Raw genomic sequence first — 18,123 nt, 5'->3', positions numbered from 1 at the left:
CCTGCGGATCCGGAGGCGGTCATCCCTTGACCGCCCCGCTGAGGCCGCCGACGATGCGGCGTTCGAAGAGGCTGAAGAAGATGAGCGCGGGCAGCATCGACAGCGACGTGAACGCGAGCACGCGCGCCGTGTCGACGGAGTACTGCGACGCGAAGTTCTGCACGCCGAGGGGCAGCGTGAAGAGGTTCGGGTCGCTCAGGATGAACAGCGGCAGCATGTACCCGTTCCACGACCCGATGAAGGCGAGGATGCCCGTCGTGATCACGCCGGGGAGGCTCAGCGGCAGCACCATCCGGAAGAAGAAGCCGAGTCGGCTCGCCCCGTCGATGGAGGCCGCCTCCTCGATCTCCGCGGGGATGGCCCGCAGGAACGGCACGAGGATGATGATCGTCGTCGGGAGGGCGAAGGCGATCTGCGGCAGGATGACGCCGAGCAGGCTGTTCGTCAGGCCCAGGCTGCGCACGAGCAGGTAGAGCGGCGTGATCGCGACCGTGACGGGGAACATGAGTCCCGCGGCGAAGAGCGCGTACAGCGCGCCCTTCCCCATGAAGTCGTAGCGCGCGATGACGTAGCTCGCCATGAGCCCGAGGGCGACCACACCCGCGGTCGTGGCGAGGGCCGTGATCGTCGAGCTCGCCATGGCCTGCCAGAAGGTGCCGCTCGCGAGCACCTCGGTGTAGTTCGTCACGACCCACGGGGCGGGGAAGCCCGATGGGTCGGCGGTGATCTGCGAGTTCGTGCGGAAGCCGCCGAGCACGATGTAGAGGACCGGCCCCATGCAGATGGCGATGAGGACGACCGCGCAGAGGTAGGTGATCGCGCGGCTGCCGTCGCCGGGGCGGCGTGCGATGCCGCTGTCGACGCGGCGCCGCCGGCGTGCCGACGGCACGACGAGGAGGGTGGTCGAGCTCACTTCCTCCGCTCCTTCCCGCCCGTGAGGGCGCCTTCCGTGTCGCGTCGCAGCACGAAGCGCTGGTAGACGAGCGCGACCACGAGCGAGATGACGAACAGCACGACGGCGACCGCGTTGCCGAAGCCGTAGTTGCCCGCCATGTGGCCGTTGAGGTACATGTACGTCGCCATGGTCGAGGTGCCGGCCGTCGCGGAGACGTACTGGCCCCAGATGATGTTGACGAGGTCGAACAGCTGCAGCGATCCGATGATCGACAGGAACGCCCAGATGCGGATGGTCGGTCCGAGCAGCGGCAGGGTGATCCGCAGCTGGATCTGCCAGAACGACGCGCCGTCGATCGCGGCGGCCTCGTACAGCTCCTCAGGGATGCCCTGCAGGCCGGCGAGCATGAGGATGACCGCGAAGCCGATGTACTTCCACGTGATGATGAGGATGAGCGTCCACATCGCGAGCGCCGGATCGGCGATCCACGACGCACCCTCGATGCCGAGCTTCCCGAGCAGGCTGTTGACCGCGCCCGCGTCCTGGAGCATGAGGCTCCATCCGGTTCCGACCACCACCTCGGCGATGACGTACGGGACGAAGATGAGGACGCGGATGATCGACCGCCCGCGGATCCGCTGGTTGAGCAGGAGGGCGAACAGGATGGCCAGGGGCCCCTGCAGCACGAGCGACGCGACCACGATGACGCCGTTGTGGATCACGGCGTCGCGGAACGTCGGGTCCTGCAGGATCGTGATGTAGTTCTGCAGCCCGATGAAGTTCGTGGGCGGGCCGAACCCCTTCCAGCTGAAGAAGCCGTAGTAGGCCGCCATCAGCACGGGGAAGATGACGAACGCGAGGAAGACGACGACCGCCGGACCGGCGAGGAGCGCGATCTCGCCGCGCTTGCGCCAGTCCGCGGCGCCGCGACGCGCTCGGGCGGGCCGCCCGGCGGCCGACGCGGGAGCGTCGGCCGCCGGGGGCACCTCGATGAGGGAGGAGCTCATGACGTTCCTCAGCCGCGCGCCGCCGCGCCCTCGACGGCCTCGACGATGCCCTCGGGCGAGCCGTTGCCGGAGAGCAGCTCGACGACCGCCGTGTTGAGCGCGTTGCCGACGCTCTGGCCGAGCAGCGTGTCGAGCCACACCGTGACGTACGCGGCCTCGTTGTAGGCCTCCATGAGCGGCTGCAGGGCCGGGTCGGTGACCGCGCCCTGAGCGGCCTTCGAGGCGGGGATCGTCTGGTACGCCTCGGCGTACTTCTCCTGCCACTCCTGCGACGCGATGAAGTTGAGGAAGTCCTCGCATGCCGACGGCGAGTCGACCGAGCACGAGTAGCCATCGACGCCGCCCATCATGGCCGTCGGGTCGCCGTCGCCGCCGTCGACCGCCGGGAAGGGGAACCAGCTCAGGTCTGCGAGGGGCTTCTGGTCGGGCGTGAGCGAGGCGATGACGCCCACGTCCCAGCCGCCCATGAGCTCCATGGCCGCCTGGTGGTTGGCGAGCAGGCCCGCCGACGAGCCGGCGCCCTGCTGCGCCGAGGTCGTCAGGTAGCCCTCGTTGAACGGCTGGGTCTCGGCGAAGTCGGCGAGGTCCTCGCCCGCGGCGAGCCAGCAGTCGTCCGAGAAGTCGAGGGTCGTCGCGATCTCCGACATGACCTCCTGGCTGCACTCGCGCAGCGCGAAGAAGTAGTACCAGTGCGCGGCCGGCCAGGCGTCCATCGCGCCGAGCGCGATCGGGGCGACGCCCGTCTCCTTGAGCTTCTCGGTCGCGTCGACGAGCTCGTCCATCGTGCCGGCCGGCTCGACGCCCGCGTCGGCGAAGAGGTCCTGGCTGTAGAAGATGCCGCCGGGCAGCACCGCCGTGGGGACGCCGTAGGTCGCGCCGTCGATCGTGAAGGCATCGAACACGCCGTCGCCGTAGTCGGCGCGGACCTCGTCCGAGATGAGGTCGGAGAGGTCCTTGACCGCTCCGGCCTCGACGACATCCGCGAGCTTGCCGCCGCCGCGCGCCATGAAGAGGTCGGGCATGTCGCCCGAGTTCACGGCAGTCTGCAGGCGGCCATCCATGTCCTCGTTCTGGATCGACTGGACGTCGATCGTGACCCCTTCGTTCTCGGCCTCGAACGCGGCGGCCGCGTCCTCCCAGTACTGCTTGCCGGGTCCGGTGGTCGAGTTGTGCCAGAGCGTCATCGTGACGTCCCCGTCGTCCCCGCCGCCGCTGCCGCCCGCGCAGCCCGTCAGGGCCACCGCGCCGGCGACGGCTGCGATCGTCAGGATCCTGTGTGCTCTCATCGCGTCTCTCCTCGTCCTCGAGTGGGAACATCCCGGGCATCCGTCGGACATCGACGGTCACCCCGCGAAGACGAGAATGTCATCGCTCACGACAAATTGTCAATCGTTATCGACATCGTTTTCGATAACGATTGAAACACGGCCGTGTCCGACCGCCATCCGGGGCCGACCGGCAGTAGCGTTGACGCGTGACGTTCCCGCCGACCCCGGAGGCCGCGCCGAGCGGCCGCGCGACCATCCATGATGTCGCGCGTGTGGCCGGCGTGTCGGTGTCGACCGTCTCGAAGGTGATCAACGGGCGGTACGGTGTCTCGGCCAAGACCTCGGCGCACGTGCTGCGCGTGGTCACGGAGCTCGGCTACGAGTCGTCGCTCATCGCCGCCTCGCTCCGGCGCGGCCGCACGCACGTCATCGGCGTGCTCGTCGCGGAGTTCGAGCCCTTCGCGCTCTCTCTTCTCGAGGGGATCTCGGAGGCCCTGCAGGGCACGGGCTACGATCTGCTCTCGTACGCGGGAAGCCTCTCGGGGCCGACCGAGGGGCAGCATGAGGGCTGGGAGCGCCGCTCCCTCTCCCGCCTGGGCGGCACGCTCATCGACGGCGCCATCATCGTGACGCCGACCGTCGAGGCGCCCTCCGCCAGCGTGCCGGTCGTCGCGATCGACCCGCACACCGGCCCCGCGGGCGCGACGACCGTCGACAGCGACAACCTCGAAGGGGCGATCGCCGCGACCCGTCATCTCATCGAGCTCGGTCACAGGCGGATCGCGCACGTCCGCGGTCGCCGCGACCTCGAGTCCGCCCGCCTGCGCGAGGAGGGGTACCGGACGGCCCTCGCGGAGGCTGGCATCGCATTCGACCCCGCGCTCGTGGTCGACGGCGGGTATCGATCCGAGGAGTCGACACCTGCCGCCGAGCAGCTCCTGTCGCTCGCCGACCCGCCGACGGCCGTGTTCGCGGCGAACGATCTCTCGGCCATCCGCACGATCGAGATCGCACGCGCGCACGGGATCTCCGTCCCCGACGATCTGTCGGTCGTCGGCTTCGACGACATCCCCGCCGCCGCCTCGCATGAGCCGCCGCTGACGACCATCCGGCAGCCTCTGCGCGAGATGGGCGCCGCCGCCGTGCGGATCCTGCTCGGCAAGCTCGACGGCGGCGACGACGCGAGCGACGCCCATGTCCGGATGCCCGCCCAGCTCGTCATCCGGGCATCCACCGCGCCCGCCCGCTAGCTCCTGCCCGCCCCTGCCCGGGTGGCAGTCACCGGCACCCCGGTTGCATGTCTCACTTGGTGTGGGAAAGAGGCGCCGTATCCCGCGGCATCTGAGACACGCGGGCGATGCCCCGGTCGCATGTCTCACTTGGCGTGGGAACCGGGCGCCGTATCCCGCGGAACATGAGACACGCGGGCGCCACCCCGGTTGCATGTCTCGCTCGACGTGGGAAAGAGGCGCCCATACCCACCGCACGTGAGACACGCGGGCGCCACCCCGGTTGCATGTCTCGCTCGGTGTGGGAAAGAGGCGCGCATACCCACCGCACGTGAGACATGCGAACACCGTCGCCGCGATCACTCCCTCAGCGTGTCTCACGCCCGGCGGGAAACCCGGGCGGATTCCGACCGCGTGTGAGACACGGAAGCGGGCGGGACGCCGTCGACGCCCCGCCCGCTCTCGCCGCCGCTCAACGGGTCGGCCACCCGCACTCCGCGGGTCAGCCGCCGCCGCTCAGCGGCTCAGCTTCACCCGCGTCTGGGCGAGGATGTCGCCGTCCGCGCTCGCGGTCAGCTGCCACACGCCGGGGCGGTCAGGGAGGGCGACCGTCACCTCCGCGACGCCGCGCGCGTCGGCCGCCGCCGTGCCGATCACCTCGCCCGTGCGTCCCTCGCCGCGCGCGGCACGCACCTCGACCGTCTCACCCGGCGCAGCGCCGGTGACCGTGACGACGGCCTCCGCCCCCGCCTGGGCACCGGCGGGCACCGTGATCGACGGCTCCTGCGGCGCGGCGACGAGCTGGACGACACCCCAGCGCGCGGTCGACTGGTAGCCCAGCCCTGTCGGGTCGGCCCAGTTGCGGATGCCCGTGCGGGCACCGGCGGCCGCGTCGTTCACCTGGACGTCGAGGCCCTGGAAGGTGCCCGGCTCACCCGCGCCCTCGAGGCGGATCGCCGCCTCGACGACGTAGCCCGTCTCGGTCCGCGCGGCTGCGGTGTCCGTGCGCGCATCCTGCGCGGCCTCGTCGCCGGCGCCGAAGGAGACGACGCCGTCGGCGTTCACGCGCAGCTGCATGTCCTGCGCACGGTAGGCGCCGTTCTTGGCGTTGCCGGCGTCGACGTAGATCTCGACCGAGTCCTGGATCCAGGGGTCCACGCCGCTGACGTCGACCACCGGGTCGGCGACCTCGGCGCGGACGTACAGCACGTCGTCCCGCCAGAGGAGCCGCGCCTGGGCGGTCGCACCCGCCTCGCCGTCGACCTGGATGTCCGTCGCGACCGTCGCGGCGTCCGCCCACACGTCGTCCGGCGCACCGTCGATCACGGGCGCCGATGCGGCCTCAGGGACCTCGGCGTACGCGAGAGCGCCGACGAGCGCGAGCGAGCCCTGCGTGCCCTCCGCGCTCCAGCCGCCGCGGGGCGATCCGTCGTCCACGACGCGCACGTCGAACAGGACGCTGTCGCCCTCGGCGGCCGCGAGCGGCAGCGCCGCGACCACGGCGTACCCCGTCGCCGTCTCCGAGACCACCGCCTCGACCTCGGCGCCTCCCCCGCGCGGGACATCCGCTGTCTCGTCGTTCCAGGAGAGCACCACGCGATCGTCGCCCGGCGTGGTGTCGTCGACCTCGACATACACGGTCAGCCGGTCGGAGTCCCAGCGCAGCTGGAAGCGCGCGGCGTCACCCGCCTCGTGCAGAGGGAGCTGGCGCCAGGCGACATCCGAGGCGGCATCCGCGTCGAGCGGCACCGCACCCTGGAAGACCGACGCGCTGCGCGCCGGCGGCGGCAGCTCTCCCCCGGCGGCCCCGTGGAACGCGGGCTTCGCCTGCAGGGCGTCGTCGAACAGAAGGGGCGCCCCCGAGTCCACGCGCCACGAGCGTCCGTCGGTGAGACCCCAGACCGACACGGAGAACAGCTCGCCCGCCCGCTCGCGGAATGCGTCGAAGACGGCGCGGTAGTAGTAGCCCTGGTCGACGAGCAGCGCGTCCGTGACCGGCGTGCCGGTCGTCACGTCGAGCTCGGTGACGGCCTGCGTCACCCCCACGTCGGCGAACCGGTCGAGCGCGCCGGCGAGCGCGGAGACGGGCGTCGACAGCGACACGTGGAACTGATGCCCCACGCCGTCCACGGGCACGCCGCGCGCGAGAAGGCGGTCGACGAGGGCCGCGTACCGGTCCTGCTTGCCCGCCTGCTCGGTGTTGTAGTCGTTGATGAAGAGCGTGACCGGGCGGTCGGCGCCGTCCGCGGCGTACACGTGGTTGAACGCCTCGTCGGCGTACTGGAACGCGAGGTCGACGAACTCCTCGCCGAGCACGTCGTACCAGCGGCTGCGGCGCATCCCGTCGGCGTACTGCGCGCCGTCGTCGATGACCTCGTTGACGACGTCGAGCGCGACGAGCGGGTTCTCCGCTCCGAACGCGCCCCATCCGGACGAGAGGTACTCGGCGACCGCGAAGATGTGCGTGCGCATGCGCTCGGCGAGGATGGCCTGATCGGCTTCCGAGTTCGTGAGCGGCGTGCCATCGTCGTGCTCGAAGAACCAGGCCGGCGTCTGGCCGTGCCAGACGAGCACGTGGCCGTAGAGCCGCAGGCCCTCATCTCGCGCGAAGTCCATGAGAGCGATCGCCTCAGGATGCGGCGTGAACACGCGGTCCGCGTCGTACCAGGCCTCGGGCTTCATGTGGTTCTCGGGCGTGATCTGGTCGAAGTGCCGCGTGAGGAGCTCCGCTGCCGCGCCCGTCGTCTCTCGGCTGTCGATCGCGACGCCGACGGGGAAGTCGACCGTGTCCTTCAGCGGGACCACATCCTCGACCTGCGGGTCGCCGACCGGCGTGACGACGATGTCGTCGACGAGGAGGTCGGAGGTGTTCGTGCCGCCGTACGCCGTCTCGAAGTACAGCTGCGCACTCTCGGCTGCGCCCATCGTGAACCGCGCACTGAGCTGCGTCCAGCCCGTGTCGGTCGCTGCGGCGTGCTGCGCGATCGTGTCGTAGCTCGTCGCGCCCGCGGTCGTCCGCGCCATGCTCGCCCACACGGCGTCGGCGGGCTGTCCGGGCGCGAAGCGCACCCAGGCCGTGAGGTCGTACGTCTCGCCGGGGATGAGCACGCCCGTCACATCGCGGATGATCCCGCTGCCCTGCGAGGTGCGGTCCGCGATGAGGGCGGCCCCGACCCCCGCGTGGGCATCGGCGTCGGTCACGGTGACGGTCGGCGCGCCGGATCCGCTGTCGCGCGGCGCCCAGCCGTCGAGACCGCTCTCGAAGTCGGTCGCGATCACGGGCGGCGCCTCCTCGGCGGCGGCCGGAACAGCCGCGAGGGCCGAGGCGGCGAGCAGCGACGCGGCAAGCACGGCGAGCACGCCGCGGCGGCGTCTGCGAAGGGGTGAGGGCATCATGCACGCTCCTTTGCGCGGGACGGATGGTCGGCACCCAGGCTGGTGGACGCCGCGCGCTCCGCGCAAGGAAAAGTTGCGGTCCCAAACTTAGCGTTGCGAAATCGTTATCGATATCGATGCCCTCACCCGCCTGCGGAGAAGCGCTCCTCGTGCGACAGGACTGCGCAGCCGCCGGGTCAGAGGGCGAGCTCGGCGACCCCGTCGGACGCGCGGACGGTCTCGCCGCCGATCGCGCCGATCGAGAAGGCGACGACCTCCTCGGAGGAGATGCGGACGGATCCCGGCGCACGCTCGACGCGGAAGCGCGCCGTCCGGCCATCCGCCGCGGTCACCGTGAGGGCGCTCTCGCCGTCCGCTCCGCCCGGCGCGACCCGCAGCGTGAGGTCGTCGAGGTAGTCGTAGTCGGTCGTGTCGTCGCGCGCACCGACCGGCACGACGGCGCCGGGGCGGACGTACAGCGGCACGCTGTCGAACGCGTGGGTCTCGCGGCGCCATCCGCCGCTCACCGTCTCACCCGTGAGAAGGCTCGTCCACTCCCCCGCGGGCAGGTAGAGATCCACCGCGCCGTCCGCCGAGAACACGGGCGCGACGAGCAGGTCCGGGCCGAGCATGTACTGCCGGTCGAGGTACGCGGTCGCGGGATCGCCGGGGAACGCGAGCGGCATGGGCCGCATGACCGGCGTGCCGGTGCGGTGCGCCTCGAGTCCGGCCGCGTGCAGGTACGGCATGAGCGCGAGCTTGAGGCGCGTGAACCGGCGGGCGACCGAGACCGCGCTCTCGGCATCGGCCTCATCGCGCCCCTCCGCCTCGTCGAACAGCCACGGCACGCGGTAGCTCGTGGACCCATGCAGGCGGCTGTGACTCGAGAGCAGCCCGAACGCGAGCCAGCGCTTGAAGACCGCAGGGTCGGGCATGCCCTCGAACCCGCCGATGTCGTGGCTCCAGAAGCCGAAGCCGCTGAGCGAGAGCGAGAGGCCGCCGCGGAGGCTCTCGGCCATCGACGCGAACGACGACGTGTTGTCGCCGCCCCAGTGCACGGGCATCCGCTGGCCGCCGGCGGTCGCCGACCGCGCGAAAAGCACGGCCTCGCCCTCGCCGCGCTCGGCCTCGAGCACCTCGAACACGGCCTCGTTGTAGCGCTGGGTGTAGAGGTTGTGCATCCGCTCGGGGCTCGAGCCGTCGAAGTAGTCGATCTCGAGCGGGATGCGCTCGCCGAAGTCGGTCTTGAAGCAGTCGACGCCCTGGCGGATGAGCCGCCGGAGGTGGTCCTGGTACCACGCCGTCGCATCGGGGTTCGTGAAGTCGACGAGCGCCATGCCCGCCTGCCACAGATCCCACTGCCAGACCGAGCCGTCGCGCCGCGTGACGAAGTAGCCCTTCTCCTTGCCCTCCGCGAAGAGCGGCGAGCGCTGGCCGATGTACGGATTGATCCAGACGCACACGCGCAGCCCGCGCTCGTGCAGACGGCCGAGCAGCCCTTCGGGATCCGGGAACACGCGCGGGTCCCACTCGAAGTCGCACCAGTTGAACTCGCGCATCCAGAAGCAGTCGAAGTGGAACGTGCCGAGCGGGATGTCGCGCTCGGCCATCCCCTCGATGAAGCGCGTCACGGTCGCCTCGTCGTAGTCGGTCGTGAAGCTCGTGGTGAGCCACAGGCCGTACGACCATGCGGGCAGGCGAGCCGGGCGCCCGGTCAGCGCCGTGTAGCGCTCGATCACGCCGGCGGGGTCGCCGCCGGCGAAGACGTAGTAGCTGAGGGACTCGCCCGCGACCGAGAACTGCACGCGCTCGACGGCCTCGGACCCGACCTCGTAGGAGACGTGGCCCGGATGATCCACGAGCACGCCGTATCCCCGGCTCGAGAGATGGAACGGGACGTTCTTGTACGCCTGCTCGCTCGAGGTGCCGCCGTCGGCGTTCCAGATGTCGACCGTCTGGCCGTTCTTCACGAGCGGCCCGAATCGCTCGCCCAGTCCGTAGATGAGCTCGCCGACGTCGAGGGCCAGCTGCTCATGGACGTAGGCGCCGGCTCCCGTCGCGCCGAGCGGCCCCCGTTCGACCGCGGCGTCCGGGGCGAGGCGGATGTAGCCGAGCGACTTCTCGCCGCTCGACGTGAGCACCCGCCCGGTCTCGACATCGTGGAAGACGAGGCTCCACGGAGCTCCACGGGTGATGGTCGCGCGGATGCGGCCACTCGTGATGCTGCCGGCCGCGTCGTCCACGACGACGTCGCCGTGCCCGTCCTCGGCGCCGACGAGGTCGAACGAGACCTCGCCTCGGCCGCCCTGGTGGTGCTCGATGCGCACGCCGATCACCCCGGGCAGCGGCGAGTGCAGCGAGACCGTGAGCGTCGCGCGGTTCAGGGTGTCGCCGCGGCGCTCGATGACCTTCGTCGGCACGGTCGCGTTCAGCGTGCGCCCGTCGGCCCAGACGTCGTACGCCTCGCGCCCGTAGAGGGCGTCGACGCCCTGCCGCAGCTGCCAGAACCCGTCGGTGAACTTCATGGCGGGGATGCTCCTGTCGTGACGCCCGTCGGCGGGCGGATCGGGTGTGAACTTCTCGAAGCGCTTCGATGAACGGCGCGCAGACGCGCGTCGGTGCGGCGCGCCTCAGGCGGGCGGCGCGATCGAGCTGCGGTCGATGAACGCGGGCGGGAGCAGGAGCGGCGGGCCCGGCACGACGCCCTCGACCGCCGCGAGCATGCCCTCGACGGCGATCCTCCCCATCTCCTCGATGGGAAGCGTCGTTCCGCTCAGCCGGTGCTCGAGCCGCCCGGGGTCGTAGCTCGCCGCGGCCGCGAGGAGGGAGATGTCGTGCGGGACGCGCAGCCCGCGCTCGTCCAGGCGCCGCAGCGCCTCCTCCACGACCGGCTCGTTGCAGTGGAACACGATCGCCGTGACGTCGGGGGCCGCCCCGAGGATGAGGTTGACCGCCTCCGCACCCGTCCCCCGCTCGATGCCCGCCCATTGACGAACGATGCGCACCCCGCGGGCGTCCGCGGCCTCGCCGAGCGCGTGATCGAAGCGCCCGATGAACCCCGCGCGCCGATCCACGAAGCTGTGCGGGTGGCCGATCATGCCCACGACGCGATGCCCCGCATCCGCGAGCCGCGCTATGGCGTCGCGCGCCGCCGTCTCGAAGTCGAAGTCGACGCAGGCGACCCCCTGCGCGTGCTCGGAGATGCCGATGAGCGCAGCGGGGATGCGCCCCGCGCGGACGATCGGAAGCCGCTCGTCATCCTCGGCGACGCCCATCATCACGACGCCGTCGACGAGGGAGCTCGCGCTCACCCTCCGGATGCCGTTCACCTCGTCGTCGCGGGCGAGCAGCAGCACATCGTAGTCGCGCCCGCGCGCGGCCTCGACGACCGCGGAGGTGAACCGCATGTGCGTCGGCAGGTGCCCGTCGGCGCGCAGCGGTGCACTGAGGGCCAGGATCTGCGTCCGGGCCCCGGCGAGGATGCGCGCGGCGGCGTGCGGCTGGTAGTCGAGCTCTGCGATGGCCTGGTCGATCCGCTCGCGCGTCGAGCGCGAGATCGTGCGCTTGCCGGAGAGGGCGTACGAGACCGTGCTGATCGACACGCCGGCGAGCTTCGCCACCTCGTTGATCGTCGCCATCTTCACTCCGTTGTCTAAGCGCTTCGACTGTCCCGCGATCCTATCCGCGAGGTCAGGGCCCTGCAACTCCCATCATCACCCGACCATCCGCTCGATCTCCACCTCCGCTCCGCGCGCGACGCGCAGGACGGCGCTCGCTCCCGGATCGAGCGTGAGCCCGCGCGAGAGGTCGCTGGCGCGGATGAGCTCGCGCGCCTCGCCGCGCACCCGCACCGGCTCGGCGCCGTGGTGGAGGAGGAAGAGGAAGTCCGCCCGCGCCCCGCGCCGCCTCACGGCTTCGACGCCGAGCGCTGCGGCGCCCGCGACCGTCTCGCGCGCGCCCGCGCGCTGCGCGAGCTCGGCGAGCAGGATGTCGCGGGATTCCTGAGCGAGCCGGGCCGACACGTAGACCGCCGTCCCCGCGCCCCGGTCGGCCTCGGTGATGGCGGCGTGCCCTGCGAGCGGGCCGTCGACGTAGCGCGCGAGGACGCGCGCATCCGACGCATGCAGGCGCTCGGTCCACTCCTCCGCACGCAGGCCGCCCTCGATCGCGACGCCCGCGCCCGGCTCGAGCGGCACGATCTCGTCCGCGCCCGCGCCCAGGAGGTCGCTCAGCAGCGCAGGGTAGCGGCCGGCGGCGATCCGGAGGCTCTCGTCCGCGAACCCGGACGGCGTCGTGACGACGACGCGCCCGCCCGCGCGCACGAACCCCTCGAGCCATCCGACGGTCTCCCGCGCCATGGCGTACAGCGCGGGCACGACGAGCAGGCGCAGGTGCGAGATCTCCCCTCCCGGCCGCACGAACTCCGTCGCGATGCCCTTCCGCCAGAGCGCTCGATGCGTCGCCCGCACCTCGTCGGAGTACGACAGCGCGTCGTTCGGCAGGTGCGGCGTCTCGAGCGCCCACCAGCCGTCGGCGTGCCAGACGATCCCCACCTCGGCCGGAACGACCGGGCCATCGGCCGGCGGCTCGGCGACCTCGCCGATGGCCTCGAGGATCCGGCCGAGCTCGACCACGGGCTCGAACAGCGGCGAGTCGCCGCCCCCGTGCGGCACGAGCGCGCCGTGCCACTGCTCGGCTCCCGCCGCGCTCTGCCGCCACTGGAAGAAGAGCGAGCTCTGCGAGCCGCGCGCGATGTAGCCGAGGGAGTTGCGGATCATCCGATCAGCTGTCTTGGCGTGCGTGCGATCGCCCACGCGGATGCCGCGCGCGTTCTGCTCCATGAGCACCCAGGGCCCGCCCGCCCACGACCGGGTGAGGTCCGCGCCGTAGGCCACGTGCGCCTCACCGTCCGGGCCGGTCGTGTCCAGATAGTGGTCGATCGACACGATGTCCTGCGCGGCGGACCACGACCACTGCTCGAGGTGGTTCCAGGTGGGCAGCATGAAGTTCGTCGTGACCGGAGCGGACGAGCCGGCCGCGCGGATCTCCGCCTTCTGCTCCTCGAAGGCCGCGAGCATCTCGTCGGAGGAGAACCGCCGGAAGTCGATCAGGAGCGCGGGGCTGTGCAGGTACTGCGTGGCGCGCGGAGGGAGGATCTCCTCCCACGCCCCGTAGCGCTGCGACCAGAACGCGGTGCCCCACGCGGCGTTCAGCGCGTCGAGATCGCGGTAGCGTCTCCGCAGCCAGGCGCGGAAGGCGCGCGCCGCATGCGGCCCGTAGTCGAGCGTCCCGTACTCGTTGTGGATGTGCCATCCCCGCAGACCGCGGTGGCGTCCGTATCGCTCGCCGAGCATCCGCGCGATCCGCCGGGACGCCTCGCGGTACGCGGGCGCGCTCACCGCGTACGTGTCGCGGGAGCCGTGCGAGAGCACGACCCCGTCGGGCCCGACGGGCATCGCGTCCGGGTGCGCGAGCGTGAACCACGGCGGCGGCGACGCGGTCGGCGTGGCGAGGAAGAACCCGATGCCGGCCTCGTCGAGCAGGGAGATGACCTCGTCGAGCCAGCCGGTCTCGAACCGGCCCTCGCGCGGCTCGAGCAGCGCCCAGGAGAACACGCCGAGCGTCACGGTGTTCACCCGCGCGCGCCGCATGAGGGCGATGTCCTCCCGCCAGATCTCGCGCGGCCACTGCTCGGGGTTGTAGTCGCCGCCGAACAGGAGCATGCCGGGCGCATACGCGCTGCGCGTGCCGTCGGTCATCCTCGATCCCTCCTCGCCGTCGTCGGCGGGCCGCGCCGCCGCGACGAGGCGATGCGTCCCGGTCCTCTGCGGCACGGGTCCCTTCGGCCGATGGCGCGCAGACGCGGCCTCGTCGCGGCGGACGTTCTCGCACCCCATTGTCGAAGCGCTTCGCTTGACCCTAGCGCGCCCCTTCCGCCCTTTCAACCCCGGGCCGACCGCACGGGCGCCGACACGCGCGCTCAGTCGTCGAAGTCGGCGGCCGACACGACCGTGTCGGCCCCCGACGACACCTCGATCTCGATCTCGCGGCCGCCCCAGCGCAGCCGCATCCGGCCATCCCGCCCGGATCGCGCGCGCAGGCGCGCGGACACGAGACGGCCGTCCGCCCAGGCGATGTCGACGACGACGCCCGGCCGCGCGATGAGCCCGGCCACCCGACCGGAGGCGAGCGCCGTCGGCACGGCGGGCAGGAGGTCGATCCGCCCGCGATGGCTCTGCAGGAGGCACTCCGCGAACCCGCCCGTGAACCCGAGGTTCCCGTCGATCTGGAAGGGCGGGTGCGCTGCGAAGAGGTTCGCGTAGAGTCCGCCCGCCTCGCCGAAGCCGCTCCCGCGCGCGTCGCGGAAGAAGAGCCGCAGGAGATCCGCGACGCGGTCCGCGCGGCCGAGGCGCGCCCAGAGCGCCGTCTTCCACGCGAGCGACCAGCCGGTCGAGTCGAGCCCGCGGCGGTCGAGCGTCACGGCCGCCGCGCGCTCGAAGGCCTCGTCGGCCGCGTCGCCGGGATAGAGCGGGTAGAGATGGCTGACGTGGCGATGCTGCGGGTCGACCTCATCGACGACGGCGTCCCATTCGAGGACGCCCTCGTCGGTCGCACGCGACGAGACCTCGGGCAGCGCGTCGAGCGCGTCGCGGGCGGCGCCCACGAGCGGGTCGTCGTCGGGACCGAGCGTCACGACGGTGCCGAGCAGCTCGCGCGCGAGCGCGAGGTCCATCGTGCTCGTGGCGCCGACGCCGACCTCGTGGCCGCCCACCCGGAAGGTGTTCTCGGGGGATGTCGACGGCGCGGTCCCGAGGGAGCCGTCGGGCAGGCGGACGAGCCAGGCGAGGAGGAACTCCGCCGCGCCGCGGGCGAGCGGGCGGAGCGTGCCGTCGACGAAGCCGTCCGGCGCGGAGCCGAACGCGACGTGCTCGGACAGATGGCGGATGAGCCACGGTCCTGCGAACGGCCAGAACGCCCAGCAGGGAGAGCCGTGCCCCGCGCCCACCGTGGCGGTGAAGGCCCACGCGTCGCTGTTGTGGTGCGCCACCCATCCGGGCGCGCCGTAGTCGATCGCCGCCGTCCGCGCGCCGCGCTCGGCGAGGGCGCCGACGAAGCGGATGAGCGGCTGTGCGGTCTCCGGAAGAGCGGTCACCTCGGCCGCCCAGCAGTTCATCTCGGTGTTGATGTTGAGCGTGTAGTTCGAGCTCCACGGCGGACGCATCTCGGCATTCCACAGACCCTGCAGGTTCGCCGGGAGCCGACCCGGCCGCGAGGACGAGATCAGGAGGTACCGGCCGTAGTCGAACAGCGTCGCGACGAGATCGGGATCCGCCGCGGCGACGTCGCCTGCGCTGCGCGCGCGCTCGAGACGCTCGGAGGTGGACGCGTCGGGAGCGCGCCCGAGGTCGATCCGCACGCGGTCGAAGAGCTCGGCGTGCGCGCGGACGTGCGCTGCCCGCAGGCGCTCGTACCCGCTCGCGAGGGCGGCCTCGACGCGCTCGTGCGCCCGGCGGAGCGCGTCATCGGGCGACGAGAGCTCGGCCGTGGGCCCCGCATACGTGGTCTCGATCGCGAGAGCGAACACGGTCCGCTCCCCCTCCTCCCGGCGGCGGACGACGACGGCGACCTCGACGGTGCGCTCGCCGTCGTCGGGCCACGTCGCGGCGGGGAGGTCGGGCTCGTGTCCGGGCGCGACGTCGAGGGGCGCCGCGAGAAGGGCCGCGAAGCCGTCGGCGAGGTCCTCGCGCGCCGTCTCGCGCAGGGGCGTCGAGAACGACAGCTCGATCGGCGCGGCGGCGCCGGACACCGCGTGGACGAGCACGTCGTCGGCCGCCGACACGAAGGTCTCCGCGGTCTGGTCGCCCGCGCGCAGCTCGTGGACGGCCGCGCCGAGGTCGAGGGCGCGGACGACGGGAGTGCGATCCGCCCCCGCGCGCGGGCCGACGACGAGCGACCCGACCGGCAGGAACGCCTGGCTGTAGCCCGACTGACGGCGCTGGAGCAGCTCCTCCGCCTCGCGCGGCCGGCCCTCGAGCACGGCGCGCCGCGCCTCGGCGAGCAGGCGCTGCGATTCCTCGGGCGCGAGCGGACGCTGCCGCTCGTCTCGCCACGGCGCTCCCGACCAGACGCTCTCCTCGTTGAGGTGCAGCACGGCCCGCGCGCCGCCTCCGCACATCGCGCCGATGCGGCCGTTGCCGAGAGGAAGGGCCTCGAGCCACTCGCGCGCCTCCCCCTCGAAGACGAGCCGCCGGCCACCGCGCCGGCGCGCGCGTCGGGAGGTCTCGTCGGGGTCGGTCGTGCGGTCGGGCGTCATCGCATCAGGGCACACGCGGACCACGATACGGTGCGCGCGGATGGTAGGAAACGAGCATGACCCACGCCGACGAGATCGTCTTCCTGCCCGCCCGCGCCGAGGCTCCCGAGAGCCGGCCGCTCATGCTCGTGCTGCCGGGAGGCGGCTACGCGCATCACGCCCCCCACGAGGCCGAGCCCGTCGCGGCGTGGCTGAACGACGCCGGACTGAACGCCGTGGTCTTCCGCTACCCGGTCGCGCCGCGGCGCCATCCCGAGCCCATCGTCGCGACCCGGTCGCTCCTGGCCGCCCTCCGCCGCGGCGAGCACGGGGCCTTCGACGCGTCGCGGATCGGCGTCCTCGGCTTCTCGGCGGGCGGTCACCTCGCGGCCACGCTCAGCAATGCTCCCACGGCAGCGGAGCGCGCGGCGCACGACGTCGACGCGCGGCCCGACCTGGCCATCCTCTGCTACCCGGTCATCTCGATGACCGATCTCGTGCACCGGGGCTCCGTCGACGCGCTCCTCGGCCCCGACGCGCCCATCGCCGCCCGTGCGGCGCTCGACGCCGACGCCCTCGTCGACGAGCACACGCCGCCGACGTTCCTGTGGCACACGGCCGCCGACGAGGCGGTCCCGGTGACGCACGCCCTCGCCTACACCCGCGCGCTCGTCCGTCACGGGGTGCCCGCTGACCTGCACGTCTTCGCGGAGGGCGCGCACGGAAAGGGACTCGCAACCGGCCTCGGACCGCTCGAGGGATGGACACGCCTCGCGGTGGACTGGATCCGCGAGCAGGGTTGGTGATATGTTCATTCCCACAACATTTCACCGACGACGCTGAAGGCGGATCCTCATGTCGCTCACACCCACCAAGGACGACAAGTTCTCGTTCGGTCTCTGGACCATCGGCTACAACGGCACCGACCCGTTCGGCGGCCCGACCCGACCGGCGCTCGACGTCGTGCACGCGGTCGAGAAGCTCGCCGAGCTCGGCGCCTACGGCCTCACGTTCCACGACGACGATCTGTTCGCGTTCGGCTCGACCGACGACGAGCGGCAGAAGCAGATCGACCGGCTCAAGGGCGCGCTCGCCGACACCGGCGTCGTCGTCCCGATGGTCACGACGAACCTGTTCAGCGCCCCCGTCTTCAAGGACGGCGGCTTCACCTCCAACGACCGCCAGGTGCGCCGCTTCGCGCTGCGCAAGGTGCTGCGGAACATCGACCTCGCCGCCGAGCTCGGCGCCAAGACCTTCGTCATGTGGGGCGGTCGCGAGGGAGCGGAGTACGACTCCGCGAAGGACATCCGCGCGGCTCTCGAGCGCTACCGCGAGGCGGTCAACCTCCTCGGCGACTACGTCACCGACAAGGGCTACGACATCCGGTTCGCGATCGAGCCGAAGCCGAACGAGCCGCGCGGCGACATCCTCCTCCCGACCCTCGGCCACGCGATCGCGTTCATCGACTCGCTCGAGCGCCCCGAGCTCGTGGGCCTCAACCCCGAGGTCGGCCACGAGCAGATGGCGGGACTGAACTTCGCGGCGGGCATCGCGCAGGCGCTGTACCACGGCAAGCTCTTCCACATCGATCTCAACGGCCAGCGCGGCATCAAGTACGACCAGGACCTCGTCTTCGGTCACGGCGACCTGCACAACGCGTTCGCGCTCGTCGACCTCCTCGAGAACGGCGGCCCCGGCGGCGTCCCCGCCTACGACGGCCCCCGCCACTTCGACTACAAGCCCAGCCGCACCGAGGACGAGACGGGCGTGTGGGACTCGGTCTCCGCGAACATGCGCACCTACCTCCTCCTCAAGGAGCGGGCGGCCGCCTTCCGCGCCGACCCCGAGGTGCAGGAGGCGCTCGCGAGCGCGAAGGTGCTCGAGCTCGGCCAGCCGACCCTGAGCGAGGGCGAGTCGTACGACGACCTCCTCGCCGACCGCTCGGCGTACGAGGACTTCGACGCCGACGCGTACCTGGGCGGCCACGGCTTCGGCTTCGTGCGGCTCCAGCAGCTCGCGACCGAGCACCTGCTCGGCGCCCGCTGAGGACGGCGCG

11 protein-coding genes are annotated in these 18,123 nt (G+C 72.0%); 3 read left to right on the top strand and 8 right to left on the bottom strand.

Going from position 1 to position 18,123, the window contains the following annotated elements; translation table 11 throughout:
- Positions 1-19 precede the first annotated feature (19 nt).
- Genes GC092_RS05290 through GC092_RS05280 form a run of 3 tightly spaced genes read right to left on the bottom strand, consistent with a single transcriptional unit; the run spans position 20 to position 3,188 of the window.
- Positions 20-913 carry a carbohydrate ABC transporter permease gene (locus tag GC092_RS05290; RefSeq protein WP_374727737.1) on the bottom strand — a complete coding sequence of 298 codons (894 nt, stop codon included), beginning with the start codon at positions 911-913 and terminating at the stop codon, positions 20-22.
- Positions 910-1,902, bottom strand: coding sequence for a carbohydrate ABC transporter permease (locus tag GC092_RS05285; RefSeq protein ID WP_282978610.1), 993 nt, complete (start codon positions 1,900-1,902; stop codon positions 910-912). The genes GC092_RS05290 and GC092_RS05285 overlap by 4 nt, the downstream gene beginning before the upstream one ends.
- Positions 1,903-1,910: 8 nt before the next feature.
- On the bottom strand, positions 1,911-3,188 hold the full coding sequence (locus GC092_RS05280; protein WP_271172765.1) for an ABC transporter substrate-binding protein: 1,278 nt from the start codon (positions 3,186-3,188) through the stop codon (positions 1,911-1,913).
- Between the two features lie 188 nt (positions 3,189-3,376).
- Here GC092_RS05280 and GC092_RS05275 point away from each other — a divergent pair, with 188 nt between their 5' ends.
- The gene (locus GC092_RS05275) at positions 3,377-4,420 is read left to right on the top strand and encodes a LacI family DNA-binding transcriptional regulator (protein ID WP_324014318.1); all 1,044 of its coding nucleotides are present in this window, start codon (positions 3,377-3,379) and stop codon (positions 4,418-4,420) included.
- Positions 4,421-4,915: 495 nt separating this feature from the next.
- On the opposite strand, the gene GC092_RS05270 is transcribed toward GC092_RS05275, so the two are convergent.
- From GC092_RS05270 to GC092_RS05250, 5 genes are all read right to left on the bottom strand, one after another.
- The gene (locus GC092_RS05270) at positions 4,916-7,795 is read right to left on the bottom strand and encodes an endo-1,4-beta-xylanase (RefSeq protein ID WP_324014317.1); all 2,880 of its coding nucleotides are present in this window, start codon (positions 7,793-7,795) and stop codon (positions 4,916-4,918) included.
- Between the two features lie 176 nt (positions 7,796-7,971).
- Positions 7,972-10,299 (bottom strand): alpha-xylosidase, encoded by a 2,328-nt coding sequence (gene yicI / locus GC092_RS05265; RefSeq protein WP_324014316.1) that lies wholly within the window; start codon positions 10,297-10,299, stop codon positions 7,972-7,974.
- A 105-nt stretch (positions 10,300-10,404) separates the two neighbouring features.
- A complete protein-coding gene (locus tag GC092_RS05260) occupies positions 10,405-11,412 on the bottom strand; it encodes a LacI family DNA-binding transcriptional regulator (RefSeq protein ID WP_324014315.1) in 1,008 nt (335 codons plus the stop codon).
- Between the two features lie 75 nt (positions 11,413-11,487).
- The gene (locus GC092_RS05255; protein ID WP_324014314.1) at positions 11,488-13,608 is read right to left on the bottom strand and encodes a beta-galactosidase; all 2,121 of its coding nucleotides are present in this window, start codon (positions 13,606-13,608) and stop codon (positions 11,488-11,490) included.
- Between the two features lie 146 nt (positions 13,609-13,754).
- Positions 13,755-16,088, bottom strand: coding sequence for a glycosyl hydrolase family 95 catalytic domain-containing protein (locus GC092_RS05250; RefSeq protein WP_324014313.1), 2,334 nt, complete (start codon positions 16,086-16,088; stop codon positions 13,755-13,757).
- Positions 16,089-16,144: 56 nt separating this feature from the next.
- Between GC092_RS05250 and GC092_RS05245 the strand changes: the two genes are divergently transcribed.
- Complete coding sequence (locus GC092_RS05245) at positions 16,145-16,873, top strand: alpha/beta hydrolase (protein ID WP_324014312.1); 729 nt, start codon at positions 16,145-16,147, stop codon at positions 16,871-16,873.
- A 49-nt stretch (positions 16,874-16,922) separates the two neighbouring features.
- Positions 16,923-18,113 carry a xylose isomerase gene (gene xylA, locus GC092_RS05240; RefSeq protein ID WP_282978627.1) on the top strand — a complete coding sequence of 397 codons (1,191 nt, stop codon included), beginning with the start codon at positions 16,923-16,925 and terminating at the stop codon, positions 18,111-18,113.
- Positions 18,114-18,123 lie beyond the last annotated feature (10 nt).

The sequence above is a fragment of the Microbacterium sp. JZ37 genome (genome assembly GCF_035188445.1).
In the GTDB taxonomy this organism is placed as follows: domain Bacteria; phylum Actinomycetota; class Actinomycetes; order Actinomycetales; family Microbacteriaceae; genus Microbacterium; species Microbacterium barkeri.
This window is presented reverse-complemented; position numbering and strand designations above follow the sequence as displayed.